This window comes from Bacillus sp. FSL P2-0069 (genome assembly GCF_038593315.1).
Classification (GTDB): domain Bacteria; phylum Bacillota; class Bacilli; order Bacillales; family Bacillaceae; genus Bacillus; species Bacillus safensis.
Window position 1 is genome coordinate 685951 of sequence record NZ_CP151984.1, and the last position, 19244, is coordinate 705194.

The window sequence follows — 19244 nt, forward strand, 5'->3', positions numbered from 1 at the left end:
TACAGTGGTGTTATGGATCAAGCAAAGGGGTTATGCTTATGAATGCAATCAAGCGGTTTGGCAGTGCTATGGTAGTTCCTGTACTTTTATTCGCGTTTTTTGGTATTGTTGTCGGCCTCGCGACTTTATGTAAGAATCCAGCGATTATGGGGGAAATGGCTGCAGAAGGTACGATGTGGTACAAGGTTTGGTCACTGATTGAAAGCGGAGGATGGACGATTTTCAATCATATGGAGCTGGCCTTTGTGATTGGATTGCCCATCTCACTTGCAAAAAAAGCGCAAGCACGTGCGACGCTCGCAGCTTTGATGATTTATCTCGTATTTAACAATTATATTCATGGTATTTTGACACTTTGGCCGTCTACTTTTGGCGTTGATTTATCGCAAGGTGTCGAGAACGTAGCGGGAGTAAAAGAAATTGCGGGTATACCTACGCTGGATACAAGTATCATTGGTGCGGTGATGATATCTGGAATCGTCATTTGGATTCATAATCGTTTTTATGATCAAAAGCTGCCTGAGATGCTCGGGATTTTTCAGGGGCTTGTATTTGTTGTCATCATCGGATTCTTTGTGATGATTCCTATTGCTTTTATCGTTGCTTTTGTATGGCCCTATGTTCAGCAGGGGATTCAATCTCTCCAAGGGTTCATGGCACAGTCTGGTTATATTGGTGTCTGGCTGTTTCATTTCTTGGAAAGGGTGTTAATTCCAACAGGACTTCACCATTTTATTTATACACCTTTTGAGTTTGGTCCAGCGGCTGTAAATGGGGGGTTAAAACCATATTGGATTGCTCACTTAAATGAATTTGCGTCCTCCACTTCCGATTTGAAGGATCTTTATCCATACGGATTTTTATTGCATGGGAATATTAAGATGTTCGGCTGTTTAGGGATAGCTTTAGCCATGTATTTTTCTACACCGAAAGAAAACAGAAAAAAGGTTTTGGCATTGGTATTACCGGCCACATTAACAGCCATATTTGCCGGAATTACAGAACCGCTTGAATTTACATTCCTATTTCTCGCGCCTTATTTATTTGTGATACATGCACTTCTTGGTGCGACCATGGTGACAATTATGAATATGTTTGGTGTTGTTGGAATGATGGGTTCCGGGCTTATTGAAATAGCTGCATTGAACTGGATTCCGCTCTCTTCAAATCATGGAGGGACTTATCTGATCCAAGCGATGATTGGACTTCTCTTTACAGCAGTGTATTTTGTCATCTTTAGATGGATGATTGTGAAATTTGATATTCCATTACCAGGACGAAAACACGAGGAGGAGACGAGGCTATATACAAAACAAGATTATGAGAATGCTCATAAAAAAGGTCATGACCGAAAGGAAGCGCCCGTTTATGCGTCTGAGTATGAAGAGAAAGCGGTTTATTTCTTAGAAGGCCTTGGCGGTAAAGAAAACATTAAAGATGTGACAAACTGTGCCACGCGTCTGCGTATTACAGTGATTGACCCTAGCTTGGTGAAAGATAGGGACTACTTTACAAAAAATAAACTGGCACACGGCATGGCGAAAAGTGGTCAAAGCATTCAAATCATTGTTGGCTTAAGTGTACCGCAAGTAAGAGAGTCCTTTGAGACAAAACTTTCATTAGATTGAAAAAGGAGCTGGATATGATGAAAAAATTTAATATTACGATCGCTGGAGGCGGAAGTACATTTACACCGGGAATCATTTTGATGCTGTTAGACTATCTAGAGGAGTTCCCAATTCATACAATTAAACTCTATGATAATGATGAAGCTAGACAAAAGACGATTGCAGATGCATGTGAGATTATGTTAAAAGAACGAGCACCAGAAGTACGATTACTGGCAAGCACGGACCCAGAAGAAGCCTTTACTCAAGTCGATTTTGTGATGGCACATATTCGTGTCGGCAAATATGCAATGCGTGAATTAGATGAGAAAATTCCATTGAAGCATGGAGTCGTCGGACAGGAAACATGCGGTCCAGGCGGAATAGCTTACGGGATGCGGTCCATTCCAGGTGTATTAGAACTTGTCGATTATATGGAAAAATACTCACCTGAAGCTTGGATGTTAAACTATTCGAACCCTGCAGCGATAGTAGCAGAGGCAACACGTAAGCTAAGGCCGAATGCCAAGATTTTAAACATATGTGATATGCCAATTGGTATCGAAGAATTAATTGCAAAAAATTTAGGCTTATCTTCGCGGAAAGAACTAGAAGTCGATTACTATGGTTTAAATCATTTTGGCTGGTGGACAGATATTCGAGATAAAGCTGGAAATAGCTTAATGCCTGAGGTAATTAAGCATGTAACCCAGCATGGTTATGCAACAGATGGAACATCTGAATTAGAACAGCAGAAGAGCTGGAACAGCACATTAAAAAAGGCCAAAGATATTCAAGCACTTGATCCAAAAACGGTACCGAATACGTATTTGAAATACTATCTATTTCCAGATGAAGAAGTGGCACATTCAAATATTGAGTTCACGCGTGCCAATGAAGTGATGGAGGGGCGGGAAGCTTTTGTTTTTAGTGAATGTCAGGCCATCATTGATAAAGGAACTGCAAAGGAAACAAAGCTGACCATTGATGAGCACGCTTCTTATATTGTTGATTTAGCAAGAGCTATTGCTTTTAATAAAAAAGAACGGATGCTGATGATTGTAGAGAACAATGGCGCCATTAGGAACTTTGATCCAACAGCCATGGTCGAAATTCCTTGTATCGTTGGCAGCAGCGGTCCAGAAAAATTAGTAGTTGGAGAGATTCCTAGATTCCAAAAAAGTCTCATGGAGCAGCAAGTGGGCGTAGAAAAATTAGTAGTAGAAGCATTTGAAGAAGGGTCCTATCAAAAACTATGGCAGGCCATCACATTATCGAAAACGGTGCCAAGTGCTAAAGTAGCAAAAGATATTTTAGACGACTTAATTGTGGCAAATCAAGCATTTTGGCCAGAGTTAACATAACACGAGAATAAGCAATATGGGCGTGACAGCGCTCATATTGCTTATTTGTTTTTTTAACCGATGTATTGTAATGGAGACAAAAAGCCCCCTTACCAAAAGGGGGCCGCCATTCCTTACTCTGCGCTCTCCTCAACCTCACGGCTATCCTCTGTTTCACCAATATAAATAGGGCCGTTAGCGTGGTCGATTCGGATTGGCCATTCGTATGGGATTTGAAGTCGTCTAGCAATGGCTCTCCAGAATTTTGTGGAATCCAATTCGAATTCTTGGAAGTCTTTTAATAAGTCTTTGTAAGACGAGCCATCAAATTGAATGAACATATCTTGAAGGCGCATGAACGCGACGTGTCTCACTTCAAGTGCTGCTGCGGCTTCCATTTCTTCTTCTGTTGCTTCTCCGATGATTGTACCTGCCGGCGGAAGCATGTCGTATACGTTAAATTCCTCTTCTTCTTCGTGTGCTGCATTGTGCTGCTGATTTGACATTTTTCTTCACTCCTTCTCGTTCTCAATCAAAACTTTATTTCGTGCTTACTTCTATTATCGGAAGGAAATGTGAAATGTGGAATGAAAAGTGGAGCAGATTCACAACTCTTGCTTTTTTCTCTTGAATCATCTATGATCAATTACAGATATAAAAGGTCTATAATAGATAGAAAGGAGTTTCCTCATGAAATATTCTAAAGCAACCAACTATGCGCTGCATACGATGGTGTTTTTAACTCTTGCGCCAAAGGGTAAAGCGATTGGCGTTGAGCCTCTTGCTAAGATACAAGACCTTTCACCAACCTATCTATCCAAAATTTTAACAAAGCTTGTGAAGGCGGGACTGATTGAATCAACACCTGGTGCAAAGGGAGGATACACCCTTATTAAACGAAAGGAAGACATTTCTTTTTTAGATGTCATTCAGGCTGTAGAAGGACAAACGAATTTATTTCGCTGCTCTTTAGAGCATGACTCCTTCATGCCTCATGATGGCTGTTTGATTGAACAAGTTATGCAGGATGTTGAAACGAAAATGCAGGAGACATTAAGTCAAAAACGGTTAATTGATATTGCGAACCAACTTGAGCAAACAGAAAAAAATCCATTTTTCAACGTGTGATTTTTTTGAACTAATTATAGATATTAAGAGTCTTTAAAGTCTTTAATAAAAAAAGGAGAGATTGATATGTTATTAGATTGTGCCATTATCGGAGGCGGGCCAGCCGGATTAAGTGCAGCACTTGTTGTAGGAAGAGGCAGAAAGCAGGTCATTGTATTTGATAATGAGCTGCCAAGAAATCGAGTGACGCAGGAATCACATGGATTTATTACAAACGATGGAATGACACCATTTGAGATTAGACAAGCCGGAGAGGCAGATCTTCAAAAATATCCTCATATCCAAATCAAACGAAGTCAAATTGTTGATATACAAAAGAAAGAGGAAAGCTTTACGTTACTAACACACGAGGGGGATGCATTCGAAGCGAAAAAAATCATTTTGGCAACTGGATTGCAGGATATACTGCCAGAGATCGAAGGAATTCATGATGTGTACGGAAAAACATTGTTTAGTTGTCCTTTCTGTGATGGATGGGAATTTAAGGAGAAAGCACTTGCCCTCATTGCAGAGAATCAGCGAGCCTTGCACATGGCTAAACTTCTTTCCAATTGGACAAAGGATTTGATCGTGTTTACGAATGGGCACATGTTAGCTGAAGAAGACAAGACGCTTCTGACGGCACATTCTATTCAAGTCATTGATGTGCCAATTGTGTCGATTGATCATGACAATGGGCAGCTGCGCTCTCTACAGCTTGCGAATGGGGAGATAGTGAATAGGGAAGGCGGTTTTGTCGCAAGTGAATTCAAGCAGTCAGCCCCATTTGCCGAAAAGCTTGGCTGTCAAATGACGAAGAATGCGGGGATTGAAACAGATATTCTTGGACGTACAACCGTTAGTGGAGTCTTTGCGTGTGGGGATAATTTAGGCGGCCCTGCTCAGTTAGTTCTTGCAGCAGCAGCTGGAAGCCAGGCAGGAATGGGCGTCATTCATGAATTTGTGCAAGAAGAGTTTCAGGAAAAAACATCTCTATGAAAAGAGATGTTCAGCGGAGAGCGGTTTTTCGTTTTGTTAAGACGTGAGCTGTCCATTCAAAAATTGCGTAAATAACAAAGAAGATCAGGAGCCAGCTGCTGGCATCGACCCAAACATTGGTGATCTGAATGATGTTCGCCTGATCAAGTCCAGCCTGTATCCACATGGTGATCAGTGCTGTAAGGAACACCTGTAAAAACCATTTTGATTTTTTCAATAGGTCACACCTCCATCTCTTTCTATCATATAAGAAATGACAGTTTATTTCCAATTGTTTCCCTATATGTTTCAACGGTAAAATGAAAAATAAAACGAGTGAAAGGAAAGCAAATGAGTGGTCAAACAAATATGTTTCTAAAAAGTCATTTTCCTCATCTTATCCTCACGCCGCCGCTTTTTTATGAGTGGCCTATCGGGCTTCGGTTTGAATTGGCAGATTGGTCATTAGGAAAAGAATCGATTGTATTAGAAAAAGCGGGGGATCGTGCTTTAGAGATTGTGAAATATGCTTTTGATCCAGAAGACGAGATGCTGCTTGTAACGGATGTGTATACAGAACATGAACATGAATTAACGAAGCGTCAGCTCTTGGTTTATCAAAAATATGTCAATCGGAAAATGCGTTACCGATTGCGTCATGAGCTTTTGACCTATGTACGTCCAGAAATAGAAGATTCACTGACAATAGAGAGATTTACACTCAAATGCCAGCTGCAAGACATTCGATTGCGTCCGCTTCTCCATGCGATCTGCCAGGAAGACTTCTATGCACCGAATCAAATCTTGAAGGGGAAGCATGGTTATGAAATTTACCTAATGAATCTCTCGAAAAAAATGATATTTCACTTATATGATGATCGAGGCTGTGATCTCATTGCGGCAGATCCAGAGCGTTTAAGACCAGTCTATGAAGGCTTACAGCAATGGCTATTAGACTATGATCGCCCTAAGATGGACCGCCTGTTTGCAGCGAAATAAGAAAAACCGCACTTTCGACAAGTGCGGCTTCTTTTTATGCTTCTACTTTATTGAAGAACTGCGGCAAATATTCTTTGTGTGCTTCTAGCATTTCATCTAGGATGCTTTTTGCAATGGCATCTGATGGGACAAGCGGGTTGATGGTCATTGCGACAAGAGCTGTGTTGTAATCGCCTGTCACGGCTGCTTCAGCAGCTACACGTTCAAAGGATTTAATTTGAGAAATGAGTCCTTTGACAGCGACCGGCATTTCACCAACAGCAATTGGTTTAGGACCGTCTTTTGTGATAACACAGTTGAGTTCAACCGCAGAATCATTTGGAATGTCACTAATAGCCCCATTATTAATGGTGTTTACAGGCTGAATGTCATGCTTGTCGTTATAAATGGATGCAATTAAGTTACAAGCCGCATCACTGTAGTAGGCACCGCCTCGTTTTTCAAGCTGTGGCGGCTTGATGTCGAGATCAGGGTCTTTGTAAAGCTCGAACAAATCATTTTCTAATGCGCGAACGACCTCAGCACGAGTTCCTTCATTTGCTGCTGCTTTCTTTTCCTCAGCCAGCATATCACTTGTTTTGTAGTAGTAGCGGTGATACGGACAAGGAATGACGCCAAGCCCTTTTAAGAAATCAGCATCCCACGGAATCGCTTGAATGTTGTTCATCGACATGCTGGAGTTTGGATCAGCCATGTCTTCGATGACTTGATCCATGATGCTTTTGCCATCTAAGAATACATTGAGTCCAAAGACCATATGGTTTAATCCTGCAAAGCTGACTTCGACTCTGCTTGCGTCGACACCAAGCCCTTTGGCGATTCCCATGCGAATGCCGATCGGCACGTTACATAAACCAACGACTTTACGATGGTTTGAATAACGAAGAACGGCTTCAGTAACCATACCAGCTGGATTTGTGAAATTCACAAGCCATGCATTCGGGCAAAGCTCTTCAATATCTTTGACAATATCAAGAATGACAGGAATGGTGCGAAGTCCTTTGAATAGACCTCCTGGACCATTTGTTTCTTGACCAATGACATCATATTTTAAAGGAATGCGTTCATCCTTCATACGTGCTTCAAGAAGTCCGACACGGAATTGTGTTGTGACAAAATCAGCATCTACAAGTGCTTTCCTGCGATCTAATGTTAAATGAACCTCGATTGGGAGCCCTGCTTTTTTGACCATGCGTTTTGCAAGATTTCCGACGATCTCAAGCTTTTCTTTTCCCGCTTCAATATCAACGAGCCAAAGCTCACTAATCGGAAATTCATCGTATCGTTTAATAAATCCTTCTACAAGCTCTGGTGTATAGCTTGATCCTCCGCCAATTGTGACAACCTTTAATCCTTTTGCCATGCTCTGCACCTCCGAATAATGTAACGCGCAATGTTATAATAGAGAAAAGTCTTTTTTATTGTGTACATCAATAGCTTATCGTGAGAGCATCGCGTGCGTAAATGACTTCAGCGTCTTTAGGCAAGGGTGCCCTATTTAGAGATTTGTTACATAAAAGAAACACATTGTGACATGTTGTTGGAGAAAGGGGAAGTCAGATGTTTTCAAGTGAGGTCATTTCCAGCTTTAATGAACTAGAAAGCGCTTTATACCGATATATCATGGAAAACAGTGAAAAGGTCGTGTACATGAGAATTCGAGACCTTGCAGATGCTGCACATATATCCACCTCGTCTGTCCTTCGCTTTTGCCGAAAAGTAAATTGTGATGGATTTTCAGAGTTTAAAGTGAAGCTCAAAATGTATTTAGAATCAGAGCAGACACCTTCTTTAAAAAGCACACAGCACTTTCTATATGAATTTATTGAACGAACATTAAAGGGGGACTTTGAGGGGAAAATTAAGGAGGCAGCAAAGCTCATTGCTGAGGCAAAAAATGTGCTGTTTATTGGGACTGGCAGTTCTGGCATTTTGGCGCAGTATGGAGCGAGGTACTTTTCAAGTCTTGAGAAATTTTCATTTTACATCAACGATCCGTTTTTCCCGATGAATATGCAGTATTTAGACAATAGTGTCACCATTGTGCTGTCTGTATCAGGGGAGAACAGTATTACGATTGATCATATTTCGAAGTTAAAAAGAGAAGGCAGCACAATCATTAGTATTACGAATAACCAGCACTGCACGATTTCGCGCATTTCAGATTTAAATATTGCCTACTACGTCACAGATGAACGGGTCCACAGAGCCAATATCACCACACAGACGCCAGTTGTGTATATTTTAGAAGCCATGGCCCGTGACATGTTTGCGATGTTAAAAGAAAAGTAAAAGAGCCGCTGCATACATCAGCTGCTCTCTTTTTTCTGCTTCATAAAAGCAAGGATGGCAATGCCGGAACAGACGAGCACAAACAGACCGCCTAGCAAATACACAGACCTCGCCCCGTATACATCTGCAATCAATCCAACAAAGAAAATAGACAAACCGACCGATACTGAAGAAAGGACGTAGTGAGCCGAATACACCTTTGATAAATCACGTACTGGCGTTTCCGTTTGAAGAATGGTTTGCTGCGAAACATCTCGGATTTGATAAGCAGGCCCCATCAAAATACAAAGCACCAAAGCAAGCCACGGGAGGCTGTTCAGTGAATAGACAATGGTCAGCACTGCATAAATGAATGAACCAGCTGCCATAAAGAGGAGAAGCTGTTTTTGGATAAACTGACTCATCCATGCAGCTAAGAGCCCGCCTATGATGGCACCTGTATAATAAGCGGCATTGATAAATCCCCACCATTCCTCACCTTGCTTTAAATCATGTGTGACAAAAGCAAGCGTAATTGCTCCGATCCACACAGCACCCGCAATATTTTCACAAACATCCATAAAGGTCAGGGTGCGCACCGTTTTATTTCTCCAAATGATCGTCCATCCATCTTTGAAGCTGTTCATCTTATTTGCCTTTCGAACCGTCTCTTCTTGCTTGAGAAGAGGAAAGACAGGGATGAATAATAGATAAGACAATACAATCATGACACAAGTCATCCACATTAAATAAAATGGACCGATCAACAGGACGAGCATTCCAGTGAACGAATAGCCGGCGATTTGAATCGTTTGATGAAATATCGACGCTGTACTGTTCGCTTTCACAAGCTGATTTGCTGGCACAAGCATCGGCATGATGGCCTGCATTAAAGGACTGATGAACCCGCCTGTGAGGGAAATCAAAATGAGCGCACTAAACAGCCAGATTATATGCTGCTGAAAGAAATGAAATTGGGCTGTAAACACGATGAGCATCCCAAGACGTAAAAGCGGGACCCATTTCAATAGCCGGCCAGCTTGAAAGTAATCGGTTAAAACAGGAGAGAAGAGCCCAGCCAATAGCTGGCATATCGTTCTAATCAGCGGAAATACAGCTGCATAGGCAACAGATTGTGTATCTTGATAAATGACAAACGTGATCGTCATCACAAATAAAATATCACTCAGCATGAGAAGGCTTTTACTGCTTGTATAACACCAAAACTTGTTTCCCATATCAAATCGGCTCCTTTTCAAAAACAAGTTTAGTATAGCATGGTGATAAAGGGTCCATAGGCTTTCCATTGAAAAATACATCTTAAGGATGAGAAGATTGTGATAAGCTAAATGAAGGACATTGTAAGGAAAGGGGTTCAATCGATTGAAAAAATTACCGGCTCATGACTTTTTGGACAAACACGAGATCCCATATGAGATCAAAACATTTTCTGCCGAAACAGAGAAGGGAGCAGCAAATGTAGCGGCAGCTCTTGGTTTTCGTGAAAGACAAATGATTAAAACATTGATTTTTGAAACAGGAGAAGGAGAGCAGCTGCTTGTGATGGTTGGCGCTGATCAGCATATTAAGTCAGGGAAACTAAAGAAAGCCGCCGGCTCCCGTAATATTAAAATGGCTTCACCGGAGAAGGTTCTTGAAGTGACGGGCTATCGAATTGGCTCGATTCCGCCGTTTTGCTGGCAGCCAGAAGGATTCCGCACCATTATTGAGGCTTCGTTATTAGAAGAGGAGATATTAGGTGTTGGAGCAGGCGAATGGGGAAATGAAATCCTCATCACCCCAGAACAATTAGTGAAATCCTCAAAAGCTGTACCGTTTGACATCGTGCAGCCAGCCGAATAGAAAAAAAGTGCCTGTTTCAGAAGCAGGCACTTTTTTAATTGGCAGCAGGCATAGTAAATGGACCGATACCTTTCATTTGCAAGAAGGCATCCACGGTTCTATTTTCTTCAAGATCATTCGCCCGTTTGCACACAACAACGGGTCTGACGATCTCAATGCCTTCAATGTACACGCGCCCAATTTCTTGCCGCTTGAGACTGCCATGAACCGCATCACGGGGAACAAGTGTGATGCCATATCCAGCTTTGATCATTTGAATCGCTTCATGAACACCGCTGAATTGTAAATCAACGGTCGGTTTTTTGATCCCTTTCGAGGTAAATAATGAAAAGAGCTTATCTCTTGTGGAACTGCCTTCTTCACGCATCAAAAAAGGCTCCTGACTCAGGCGCTCTAGCGGGACAGTTTTTCCGTTCAACGGATGGTCTGCCGGCACAATAAAATCATAGCTTAAATTCGTTAAATGAGAGGTGAGAATCTCCTCATGGTGCAGATCCTCGATCACAGCGATGGCCACATCTGATTCATATTGAAGCAGGCTCTCTAAAACTTGAGCGGAGTTTCCGCTTTTTAATTCAATTTCTGTCTGTGGTGAAGATGTTTTAAAGGCAGCAAGCCAATCTGGCAGTAAAAAGTTAAGTGGTACATAGGTAGAAGCGATGCGGAGCCGCCCCTTTTTTCCGTTTTGTAAAAGTGTGATCTGATATTCTACTTCTTTTTCAGCCTCGAACACTTGCCGGGCATAAGGATATAGAATTTTCCCCATTTCCGTAAGTGTAATGCCTCTGCCATTTCGTTTAAAAAGACGGAAACCGATCTCACTTTCAATGCTTCTAAGCTGAGCCGTCACAGCAGGCTGTGTCAAAGATAGCACGTCTGCTGTTTGTGTAACGCTTTTTGTCTCTGCGACCTTTGCAAAAATCCGAAGGGCATGTAAATTCAACTTTGCACCACCTATCAATTATTTTGATGGTTTAATCAAAAACATTCATTAGATTTATTATAAGGCATCCCTTATTGTAAAGATAGCGAAGGGGGAAGGGAAATGGATCATCGTCGAAAGCAAGTGGTGTCAATATCGCTTATCACAGCATTTGCACTGATTGGGGATTCAATGCTTTATATTGTTCTTCCGATTTATTGGAAAGAGATTGGTTTATCGTCTATTTGGGAGGTCGGGCTGCTGCTGTCCATTAACCGATTCATCCGCATCCCGCTAACGCCTGTCGTTTGGTGGCTCTATCGGTTTGTCCCAATGAAGACTGGTGTATTGATCGCTATTTTGATTGCTTCAGTGACCACGATGCTATATGGTGTGAGTGGTTTTTGGCTGCTGCTGATCTGCCGCTGCGCTTGGGGGCTGGCATGGACGTTATTGCGTATGAGTGGAATGAGATTAATTGCTGAGATGGAGGAAAGCTCTCAAGGGCATTATACGGGCATTTATAATGGACTTTACCGGCTTGGCAGTTTATTCGGCATGTTATTTGGCGGAATATTCGCCAGCCTGATCGGCTTCCAGTCCATGACGCTTGTTTTTGGTTTACTCACATTACTAGGGATCATTTTTTATGTCTCTTTGGATGAGATTGAAAAGGGAGAAGAGGGGCAGGTGTATCAAGTCATCAAACAGAGGTGGCTTGCACGGGATGTTGTAAAAGTATTAATGACAGGTATGCTGATCGCACTTGTGATCCAAGGGTTATTCGCATCAACCCTCAGCCATGTCATTGAAGCAAGGATCGGTCATGGAGAATTTGCTCTGTTCGGCTTTGTCATCGGAGCTTCGGCTTTAAGCGGAATCATTCAAGCGCTCAGATGGGGATGGGAACCATTTGTCGCACCGAAAACAGGCAGATGGTTTGATCGTCTTGTGATGAAGGAACGAACGCTTTGCTGGATGTTTCTTTCATTTGGAGGTCTCAGTTTTCTAGCGGTCATGCTGAAGGTAAGCGGCTGGTTTCTTGTGATGCTGCTTTTGATCCAGCTGCTGTCAACGATCTTAACGACATTAACGGATACACTTGCTTTTCAAAAAGCCTCTGCTCAAACAGATAAAAATCGCTTCCTCGCAAGCTATTCCTTTGTTCAAGATATGGGAGCGGCTTTAGGACCCTTGTGCGGATATACGATGATTCAGCTTTTTGGATCAAGCAGCGTCTTTTGGCTGATGCTCATCATAAGCTTATTGCTTGTCAGCATGTGGGCAAGAGGCAGGGAGCTGCATGTTTCTTCTGATCCAGCGTAATAAATCAAGCGTTATACAAAAAAATGCCTCATGCGCTGAATGCAAGAGGCAGTCATGTTTTTTTATTCTAGATCTGAATCATAGGCTTTTTGCGTCAGCTGGCTGACCACCTCTTTTAACCCATTTGGTTTATGAAACTCAACAGGTGTGCTTCCCTTTTCGAAGACGATTTGATCTGCTTCAACGAGCACGACATATCGATTGTTGAGCTTTGCAATATGGATTGATTGGCCGAAGTCTGCTAGAAGACCTTTGATTTCCGTTTCGCCTAGACGCATTTTCATTGTGATATCAGGGGTTTGTTCAACAATATGGGAGGCCGCTTGTGTGACCTGTTCTGTATCGAGTGTTTCTCTAATTTCTCGCTTTTCACTCGCTTCCCATATTTCAAGATCCTCTTCAAACTGCTTTAATTCTTCACTTTCATCCTGTAATGTTTCAAAAACCTGTTCCTGTACCATATTCATGACCTGTGATTTCATGATTTCAGGCATGGATTCACCGTATTCGACGAACTTCAAAAAGTCTTCAAAATAACGAGCGTGTGAAGATTGGTGAATTTTCACTTCAGCTTCCTCAGTCATGCCCTCTTCTGGCATAAACGGGTATTGAATCGATTTCATGTTTTTTGTCGTAATAGCCATTTCGACTTTTCTAATCAAGGTAGATGTATCAGCGATGGAAGCCACTTTCTGTTCGAAATCGCATTTCATAATAAAGACAAAGGAATCATCGAAATACTTTTTTGGAACAGCAGAAGCAACTAAAAAAACGCCGCCTCTGACAGCACTTGTATCTAAATATGTGCGAACAAACTGTTCACTGCATTCATTAAACAATTCTTTTGTATCTGCAAATCTCGTTTGATGAAATAGGTTGTAGTTGGGATTTGAATCGAGCTCATGACCGGGTTCTACAATAAATCGGCCAATTTTGGTCGGTACTTGTTCAGATTTAGGGTGTCTGTCCACTTTTCGTTTGACGATTTTTTTCAGCTCACCGTCTAAAAAGTCCTTCAGCTCACTTTGTTCAAATTCTTCTTGATCTAGTGTTTGATAATGTTTAAACCGTTTATTTGCTTGTTCATCTTTGCCTTCGATTTCCACGACAAAGAATGAGAGAAAACGTATCGTAAAATCCATTGATTGGTCACCACTTTTTCTTCTTCGGATATGTTGAGTATAGAAAAAGGAGTGAAAATCGTCAACGAATGGAGAAATATCGTGTCATTATTTCCCGAGAAATGTTTATTGAAAAACACTTGATAATAATTATCATTCTTGATAGAATGATAAAAGAAAAGAAGGAACCAGCCAGTTCCTTCATCTCAGAGAAAAATAGATTATTTTGTTTCAAATGTTTCGCAATCAGTTTCAGTATTACGAGTCACTTCAGTCATCGTGTTTTTACCAATTTTAATGGTAGAAGCGGTACAGCTGTTTTCAGCCCAAAAACGGCAAGAGTTCACTTCACAAAGAACGTTTTGTGCCATGGGAATTCACCTCCGTGATTCATATTGAGAATGAAGCAAGCTGCCACTTGAATTCATTCAATCTAGTAGTCTCTTTGTAGAAAGAGGCTGTTTGTGCTGATTATGCACATGTTTATCATACCATCTACCCTGAAAATATACAATTTAAACTTTGGAAGAGCGAGAATATGAATCTCGCTCTTTTTTTATTTGTAAAAATAGTTAAATGCTAGGTGGCACACTCTCTCATTTCGACATATGAATAGAGTAGATTCAAAACCTGATGTCGGACAAAGTATGAGGGTACATGTACTGATTTTCCGCATAAAGATAGGGTTTTAATCAAAAATCTTCATAGAGAGATGAGGGGAGAAGATGAAAGCAGTCATTCTCTGCGGAGGAAAGGGAACGAGAATGAGTGAGGTCACACAAGCGCTTCCTAAACCACTTGCTATGATCGGAGACCGGCCTATTCTATGGCATATTATGAAAATCTATCAGTATTACGGTGTAGACGAATTTATCCTATTGCTTGGATATAAAGGAGAGAAGATCAAAGAGTACTTTCTGAACTACGACTGGCAGCATCACAGCATGCAGCTCGATATGGCGACAGGAGAAATGAAGCTTTTAGGGAAAAAGGAGAACTGGAAAATCACCTTTTTAGATACAGGTGAAGATACGATGACAGGCGGACGTTTAAAGCAGGCACAGGATTACATTGGTGATGAGACCTTTATGATGACGTATGGTGATGGACTGGCCAATATCAATATGTTTCATTTGCTGAAACGTCATCAGGATCTTGGAGCAGCTGCGACTGTCACAGGCATTGAAAAGAAGTCCCAGTACGGGACACTGAAGGTGTATAACGGGATGGCACAATCCTTCTCTGAGAAGACAGACAGTATCGGGATGATCAATGGAGGATTTTTTGTGTTGTCTCCAAAGGTATTTGATTATTTGACAGATGATGACCAATGCGTGTTTGAAGCGGAGCCTCTTCAAAAACTGGCGGATGATGGAGAGCTTGCCGTTTATGAGCATCACGGATTTTGGACAGCAATTGATACGTATAAAAACCTGAAGGAAATTAACGACATGTGGACAGATGGAAAACAACCATGGAAGGTTTGGTGACAGCATGAGCGGATTTTGGAATGGAAAGAACGTATTTGTAACTGGATGTACAGGGCTGTTAGGGAGCTATCTCGTTAAGGAATTGATTGATCAAGGGGCAAACGTGACTGGACTTGTGCGTGATCAGGTGCCTCGATCGAATTTATATCAAGGCAGTCAATTTGAAAAAATGAATGTGGTGCAAGGCGCATTAGAGGATATGCAGACGATTGAACGTGCGTTAGGAGAATATGAAATTGACACCGTCTTCCATTTGGCTGCCCAAGCCATTGTTGGAGTCGCAAATAGACATCCTGTTTCTACATTTGAAGCGAATATCTTAGGGACATGGAATGTGCTGGAGGCTTGCAGAAGACAGCCGCTGATCAAACGAGTGATCGTGGCATCAAGTGACAAAGCATACGGTGATCAAGAGCAGCTGCCATACGATGAAGACATGCCGTTAAACGGGAAACATCCGTATGATGTCTCGAAGAGCTGTGCAGATCTCATTTCTCATACGTACTACAACACATATGGTCTTCCGGTTTGTATTACACGCTGCGGTAATTTATATGGAGGCGGAGATTTGAATTTCAACAGAATCATTCCGCAAACCATTCAGCTTGTGTTAGAAGGAAAGGCGCCGGAAATTAGAAGTGACGGGACATTTATTCGTGATTATTTCTACATTGAAGATGCAGTGAAGGCTTATTTGCTGCTAGCTGAGAAGATGGAGGAAAAAGGGCTGGCGGGAGAAGCCTTTAACTTTAGTAACGAGATTCAGCTGACAGTGCTTGAGCTTGTGGATAAGATTTTAAAGGCAATGGGAAGTGAACTGAAGCCTCGTATTCTCAACCAAGGAACACATGAAATTAAGCATCAATATTTGTCAGCAGAGAAAGCGAGAAAGCTGCTTGATTGGAAGCCTGATTACTCCATTGATGAAGGCTTAGAGAAGACGATTGAATGGTACCGCGAATTCTTTCAAAAATAGAGGTGTAAAAAGATGAACAGCATATATTGTACGGTTCTTTCAAGTGGAAGACTTTATCAAGCCATTGCGTTTTTCTTATCGTTGAAGCAAGTAGAAGATGATGCTGTCATCAAGACGTTATGCATGGATGATGCTGCATTTGATTTGCTTCATCAAATGAATTTTCCGCATGTGGATCTTGTTCATGTACGGGAGCTCGAAACACCAGAGCTGCTGGAGAAAAAAGAGGAACGGGATGCATCGGAATATTGCTGGACCTTAAAGCCGATTTGGATTGAGTGGTTATTTGAACAGGAGCAGGCAGAGAGCGTGACCTATCTTGATGCGGATTTGTTCTTTTATGAGAGCCCTCAGGTGATTTTTCAACATCAGCCGAATGCTTCTGTTTTAATTTCGAGAGGGGATATTGTCATTCCAAGCTTTGATGCAGAGGAAGTGAAGATGCTTCAGAAGCTTTTAGGACGCTATAACTCAGGTTTTCTGCATTTTAAAGGAGATGAAGCCGGACGAAAATGCCTCAGCTGGTGGAAAGAAGAATGCTTAAAAGAATGTAAAAATGCACCGGGAGAAGGCAAGTTTGGCGATCAAGGATATCTAGATCATATGCCGAGGCTGTTTGACAAAGTAGAAGATATTGAGACAAAAGGCGTGAATATTGGTCATTGGAACTATGGGCAGCATTCTTATCGGGAGGAGAATGGACGTATTCTTCTGGAGGATGGGCACCCGCTCATTTGCTATCATTACAGCGGCTTTCGGATTGTGAGCAAGGATGAGATGCAGCAAATTCATGAAAAAGGACGAAATGACCTGCCGTTTTTCCAAGAAGCCTATCGGCAAGTGCTTCGCCATGTGATTGAATCTGTGGAGCAGGTCGATCCGCTGTTTAACGGCTATGCCAAACGGGAGGAGGATGACGCATGAACGAAAAGCCAAAGGTAAGCGTCATTATTCCAAGCTATAATGCCAAAGAGCGTTTAGAAGGAAGCCTTTTTTCATTAACGCTTCAGGAAACAGATATTCCATTTGAGGTCATTGTTGCCGATAATGGCTCAACGGATGGCACGATGGAAATGCTCGAGAATATTGAGGTGAACTTCCCATTTAAAAAGGTGCGTATTCCTGTCAATCAAGGGATTGCAAAGGGGCGTAATCATGCCATTCGCGAGGCGGAGGGAGATCTGCTCATTTTTCATGACAGTGATATGCTGGCAGAACCGAGATTTATTCAAAAGCATGCAGAGGCTCATGCTGACAGGGAGGATCTTGTCATTTGCGGTGTGTGCTGGAAGCGGATTTATCGCTATTTTTACAAAGCGTTTGATAAGGATCATATGAAGCGGTTGAAAAAGCAAGGACTGTATAAACGGAAAATGGAGGACAAAACACCTCTTTTATCATTGGAAGAAGTCGAAAATGGTGCATTTTTAGAGAAAAGCTTCGATTTGCAGTCTGAGTTTATTGATATTCTGAAAGACATTTTGGAAACGTACCACTATGATTTAGGTTCTTATGAGCTGCCATGGCGATTTTTTATTACAAATAACTCCTCTGTTAAACGTAAGCATGTCATGGCACTAGGGATGTTTGATGAAAATATCGTTCGGTACGGATTTGAGGATTATGATTTAGGGATTCGATTGAATCAGCTTGGTCTCTCCTTTGAATTGCGAGAGGATATCATGAGTGTGCATCAAGAGCATCCAAGTAATTTAACGTCATTTGATGACATCAAATACAACATTTTGTATATGTGTGAGAAGTATAACAATATTGATTCCATTGATGTCCACTTGGCTTTCTCTGGTCCGTTTTCTCACACTGTGACAAATGATATTGTGAAAGAAGTTCGGCAGCTGCGTGAGAATCCAGCATTTGATGACCTGTTATCCTATTTTTTAGAGCTGCTTCATTTGATCACAGAGCGGAATGTAGGCATCAAGCGGGATAAAAAAGATATGCTGACAGCCAAGCATGTTCCTTTGAAAAAGCTGGCAGAAGCGGCGCAGCTTGCACGTGAGGAGTATGGCTGCATGGTGCTTGTAGAAGCCATTCAAGGGCTGACGAAAGAGCTGTTGCGCGTTGATTTGTTCCAAGTGGATGTGTTGTAAATGGCGTCTTATCACTTTACAACCATTGTGTCGAATACCCATGTTTTTAAGCTTTTGGCGCTGATTCATTCGCTTGAACAAAACGCTCATGCCTTTAAGCTGTCCGTTTTATGTGCAGACCCTTTGGCTTATAAGGTATTAAAGGAGTTCCCTCACCCGCATGTTCAATATGAACAGCTTGAGGACATTGAAGATGATACGCTGCGAAAGGCAAAAGAAGATCGAACGTTTCATGAGTATTGCTGGACGTTAAAGCCTGCTTTTCTGCTCAACATTCTTGAGTCCTCAGATGCGGATTATCTTGCCCATCTGGATACGGATTTGTATTTTTATCATGATCCGGAGGCGATTTTTGCAGAGAATCCAAGCGCTCATTTATTTTTGACGGATCATATGAATTCCAAGCGGTTCTATCATTTTTATGAGTTGTCTGGCCGCTTTAATACAGGGTTTGTAGGCTGTCGTAACACAGATGTTGCCATACAGGCAGTCACGCAATGGAAAGAAAATTGTCTTGCCCATTGTACAGTAGAAATGGATACAGAAAAAAAGACGTACGGAGATCAGCGGTATGTGGAAAGATGGGTTGATGATTTTGAAGGGGTTCATATCGTTGCATCTAAAGGAGCCAATGCGGCGATTTGGAACATTGAAAACTACAAGCTTTCAGTTGTAAAAGGAGATATGTATCTCGACGAATGTCCACTCTTGTTCTATCATTTTTCTGCCTTTACGATCATTGACGAGAATACCTTTAACCTTAATTGGTATTACTATATGAAAGAACAGAAGCTTGTGGATCATTTGTATATTCCGTATGCCGACTTGGTTCATCAAAAGATTAAGCAGGTGCAAAAGGTATTTCCAGAATTTAAGCAAGGATTTATTGCGAAGAAGCATGTGCCTGACACGCATTTTTATGAGAGATGAAAAACCGCTCATTTATGAGCGGTTTCAGCGTGTAGACAAACCCTCGCATTCTTTGTCAGGTCTGCGCTCCGGTGCTCGCCCTTCCTAGACTGCAAAGGTTTTCTATCACGCTGAAAAGAAGACAAAGTGCTAAAATACACATCATTTTAGCACTTTGTCAACAATCGAAAAAAACCGCTCATTGATTGAGCGGTTTTCTT

Annotated in this window: 20 protein-coding genes; 13 read left to right on the plus strand and 7 right to left on the minus strand. The window is 41.7% G+C overall.

Translation table 11 applies throughout. The features are described 5' to 3' along the window. Window positions 1-38: 38 nt before the first annotated feature. The gene (locus tag NSQ34_RS03395) at window positions 39-1628 is read left to right on the plus strand and encodes an alpha-glucoside-specific PTS transporter subunit IIBC (RefSeq protein WP_254001600.1); all 1590 of its coding nucleotides are present in this window, start codon (window positions 39-41) and stop codon (window positions 1626-1628) included. Window positions 1629-1645: 17 nt separating this feature from the next. After that, entirely contained in the window at window positions 1646-2971 is a 1326-nt protein-coding gene (locus NSQ34_RS03400) for a 6-phospho-alpha-glucosidase (protein WP_034282791.1), read from the plus strand. A 113-nt stretch (window positions 2972-3084) separates the two neighbouring features. Here NSQ34_RS03400 and NSQ34_RS03405 read toward each other — a convergent pair whose 3' ends face one another. Next, a complete protein-coding gene (locus NSQ34_RS03405) occupies window positions 3085-3456 on the minus strand; it encodes a hypothetical protein (protein WP_176966835.1) in 372 nt (123 codons plus the stop codon). Between the two features lie 184 nt (window positions 3457-3640). On the opposite strand from NSQ34_RS03405, the gene NSQ34_RS03410 reads away from it, so the two are divergent. Together NSQ34_RS03410 and NSQ34_RS03415 are read left to right on the plus strand one after the other, a co-directional pair. Then, complete coding sequence (locus NSQ34_RS03410) at window positions 3641-4078, plus strand: Rrf2 family transcriptional regulator (protein WP_061110512.1); 438 nt, start codon at window positions 3641-3643, stop codon at window positions 4076-4078. Between the two features lie 66 nt (window positions 4079-4144). Next, entirely contained in the window at window positions 4145-5056 is a 912-nt protein-coding gene (locus NSQ34_RS03415) for an NAD(P)/FAD-dependent oxidoreductase (RefSeq protein WP_342501039.1), read from the plus strand. 10 nt (window positions 5057-5066) lie between these two features. Here the strand turns inward: NSQ34_RS03415 and NSQ34_RS03420 are convergent, their stop codons facing one another. Next, the gene (locus NSQ34_RS03420) at window positions 5067-5273 is read right to left on the minus strand and encodes a hypothetical protein (protein WP_144485790.1); all 207 of its coding nucleotides are present in this window, start codon (window positions 5271-5273) and stop codon (window positions 5067-5069) included. A gap of 113 nt (window positions 5274-5386) precedes the next feature. On the opposite strand from NSQ34_RS03420, the gene NSQ34_RS03425 reads away from it, so the two are divergent. Continuing rightward, complete coding sequence (locus NSQ34_RS03425; RefSeq protein WP_268456703.1) at window positions 5387-6034, plus strand: DUF3885 domain-containing protein; 648 nt, start codon at window positions 5387-5389, stop codon at window positions 6032-6034. Between the two features lie 34 nt (window positions 6035-6068). On the opposite strand, the gene NSQ34_RS03430 is transcribed toward NSQ34_RS03425, so the two are convergent. Beyond that, window positions 6069-7397 carry a 6-phospho-beta-glucosidase gene (locus NSQ34_RS03430; protein ID WP_024424565.1) on the minus strand — a complete coding sequence of 443 codons (1329 nt, stop codon included), beginning with the start codon at window positions 7395-7397 and terminating at the stop codon, window positions 6069-6071. 197 nt (window positions 7398-7594) lie between these two features. On the opposite strand from NSQ34_RS03430, the gene NSQ34_RS03435 reads away from it, so the two are divergent. Beyond that, entirely contained in the window at window positions 7595-8326 is a 732-nt protein-coding gene (locus tag NSQ34_RS03435) for a MurR/RpiR family transcriptional regulator (RefSeq protein WP_034282778.1), read from the plus strand. 17 nt (window positions 8327-8343) lie between these two features. Here NSQ34_RS03435 and NSQ34_RS03440 read toward each other — a convergent pair whose 3' ends face one another. Continuing rightward, window positions 8344-9543: an MFS transporter gene (locus NSQ34_RS03440; RefSeq protein WP_268456699.1), complete on the minus strand. Its 1200-nt coding sequence runs from the start codon at window positions 9541-9543 to the stop codon at window positions 8344-8346. 145 nt (window positions 9544-9688) lie between these two features. Here NSQ34_RS03440 and NSQ34_RS03445 point away from each other — a divergent pair, with 145 nt between their 5' ends. Beyond that, window positions 9689-10168: a YbaK/EbsC family protein gene (locus NSQ34_RS03445; RefSeq protein WP_268456697.1), complete on the plus strand. Its 480-nt coding sequence runs from the start codon at window positions 9689-9691 to the stop codon at window positions 10166-10168. Window positions 10169-10202: 34 nt separating this feature from the next. Here NSQ34_RS03445 and NSQ34_RS03450 read toward each other — a convergent pair whose 3' ends face one another. Continuing rightward, complete coding sequence (locus NSQ34_RS03450) at window positions 10203-11111, minus strand: LysR family transcriptional regulator (protein ID WP_268456695.1); 909 nt, start codon at window positions 11109-11111, stop codon at window positions 10203-10205. A 102-nt stretch (window positions 11112-11213) separates the two neighbouring features. On the opposite strand from NSQ34_RS03450, the gene NSQ34_RS03455 reads away from it, so the two are divergent. Then, window positions 11214-12416, plus strand: coding sequence for an MFS transporter (locus NSQ34_RS03455; protein ID WP_268456693.1), 1203 nt, complete (start codon window positions 11214-11216; stop codon window positions 12414-12416). Between the two features lie 62 nt (window positions 12417-12478). Here the strand turns inward: NSQ34_RS03455 and NSQ34_RS03460 are convergent, their stop codons facing one another. Together NSQ34_RS03460 and NSQ34_RS03465 are read right to left on the minus strand one after the other, a co-directional pair. Next, window positions 12479-13558: a DUF3900 domain-containing protein gene (locus tag NSQ34_RS03460; protein ID WP_034282768.1), complete on the minus strand. Its 1080-nt coding sequence runs from the start codon at window positions 13556-13558 to the stop codon at window positions 12479-12481. 200 nt (window positions 13559-13758) lie between these two features. Next, window positions 13759-13908: a DUF1540 domain-containing protein gene (locus tag NSQ34_RS03465; RefSeq protein WP_072367870.1), complete on the minus strand. Its 150-nt coding sequence runs from the start codon at window positions 13906-13908 to the stop codon at window positions 13759-13761. 354 nt (window positions 13909-14262) lie between these two features. Between NSQ34_RS03465 and rfbF the strand changes: the two genes are divergently transcribed. The 5 genes from rfbF to NSQ34_RS03490 are packed head-to-tail and all read left to right on the plus strand — an operon-like array spanning window position 14263 to window position 19044. After that, window positions 14263-15027, plus strand: coding sequence for a glucose-1-phosphate cytidylyltransferase (gene rfbF / locus NSQ34_RS03470; protein ID WP_024426660.1), 765 nt, complete (start codon window positions 14263-14265; stop codon window positions 15025-15027). A 4-nt stretch (window positions 15028-15031) separates the two neighbouring features. Further along, a complete protein-coding gene (locus tag NSQ34_RS03475; RefSeq protein ID WP_025092661.1) occupies window positions 15032-16003 on the plus strand; it encodes a GDP-mannose 4,6-dehydratase in 972 nt (323 codons plus the stop codon). 12 nt (window positions 16004-16015) lie between these two features. Continuing rightward, on the plus strand, window positions 16016-16927 hold the full coding sequence (locus NSQ34_RS03480; RefSeq protein ID WP_024426658.1) for a putative nucleotide-diphospho-sugar transferase: 912 nt from the start codon (window positions 16016-16018) through the stop codon (window positions 16925-16927). Next, a complete protein-coding gene (locus NSQ34_RS03485; RefSeq protein WP_024424576.1) occupies window positions 16924-18114 on the plus strand; it encodes a glycosyltransferase family 2 protein in 1191 nt (396 codons plus the stop codon). Before NSQ34_RS03480 ends, NSQ34_RS03485 begins: the two co-directional genes overlap by 4 nt. Then, the gene (locus tag NSQ34_RS03490) at window positions 18115-19044 is read left to right on the plus strand and encodes a putative nucleotide-diphospho-sugar transferase (RefSeq protein ID WP_046314059.1); all 930 of its coding nucleotides are present in this window, start codon (window positions 18115-18117) and stop codon (window positions 19042-19044) included. Window positions 19045-19244 lie beyond the last annotated feature (200 nt).

Excerpts from the sequence above, each read along its gene's own strand:
- NSQ34_RS03400 (WP_034282791.1), top strand. The coding sequence starts at position 1,646 with ATGAAAAAATTTAATATTACGATCGCTGGAGGCGGAAGTACATTTACA.
- NSQ34_RS03480 (WP_024426658.1), top strand. The coding sequence starts at position 16,016 with ATGAACAGCATATATTGTACGGTTCTTTCAAGTGGAAGACTTTATCAA.
- NSQ34_RS03410 (WP_061110512.1), top strand. The coding sequence starts at position 3,641 with ATGAAATATTCTAAAGCAACCAACTATGCGCTGCATACGATGGTGTTT.
- NSQ34_RS03425 (WP_268456703.1), top strand. The coding sequence starts at position 5,387 with ATGAGTGGTCAAACAAATATGTTTCTAAAAAGTCATTTTCCTCATCTT.
- NSQ34_RS03475 (WP_025092661.1), top strand. The coding sequence starts at position 15,032 with ATGAGCGGATTTTGGAATGGAAAGAACGTATTTGTAACTGGATGTACA.
- NSQ34_RS03490 (WP_046314059.1), top strand. The coding sequence starts at position 18,115 with ATGGCGTCTTATCACTTTACAACCATTGTGTCGAATACCCATGTTTTT.
- NSQ34_RS03460 (WP_034282768.1), bottom strand. The coding sequence starts at position 13,558 with ATGGATTTTACGATACGTTTTCTCTCATTCTTTGTCGTGGAAATCGAA.
- NSQ34_RS03395 (WP_254001600.1), top strand. The coding sequence starts at position 39 with ATGAATGCAATCAAGCGGTTTGGCAGTGCTATGGTAGTTCCTGTACTT.
- NSQ34_RS03435 (WP_034282778.1), top strand. The coding sequence starts at position 7,595 with ATGTTTTCAAGTGAGGTCATTTCCAGCTTTAATGAACTAGAAAGCGCT.
- NSQ34_RS03465 (WP_072367870.1), bottom strand. The coding sequence starts at position 13,908 with ATGGCACAAAACGTTCTTTGTGAAGTGAACTCTTGCCGTTTTTGGGCT.
- NSQ34_RS03485 (WP_024424576.1), top strand. The coding sequence starts at position 16,924 with ATGAACGAAAAGCCAAAGGTAAGCGTCATTATTCCAAGCTATAATGCC.
- NSQ34_RS03405 (WP_176966835.1), bottom strand. The coding sequence starts at position 3,456 with ATGTCAAATCAGCAGCACAATGCAGCACACGAAGAAGAAGAGGAATTT.
- NSQ34_RS03440 (WP_268456699.1), bottom strand. The coding sequence starts at position 9,543 with ATGGGAAACAAGTTTTGGTGTTATACAAGCAGTAAAAGCCTTCTCATG.
- rfbF (WP_024426660.1), top strand. The coding sequence starts at position 14,263 with ATGAAAGCAGTCATTCTCTGCGGAGGAAAGGGAACGAGAATGAGTGAG.
- NSQ34_RS03415 (WP_342501039.1), top strand. The coding sequence starts at position 4,145 with ATGTTATTAGATTGTGCCATTATCGGAGGCGGGCCAGCCGGATTAAGT.
- NSQ34_RS03455 (WP_268456693.1), top strand. The coding sequence starts at position 11,214 with ATGGATCATCGTCGAAAGCAAGTGGTGTCAATATCGCTTATCACAGCA.
- NSQ34_RS03430 (WP_024424565.1), bottom strand. The coding sequence starts at position 7,397 with ATGGCAAAAGGATTAAAGGTTGTCACAATTGGCGGAGGATCAAGCTAT.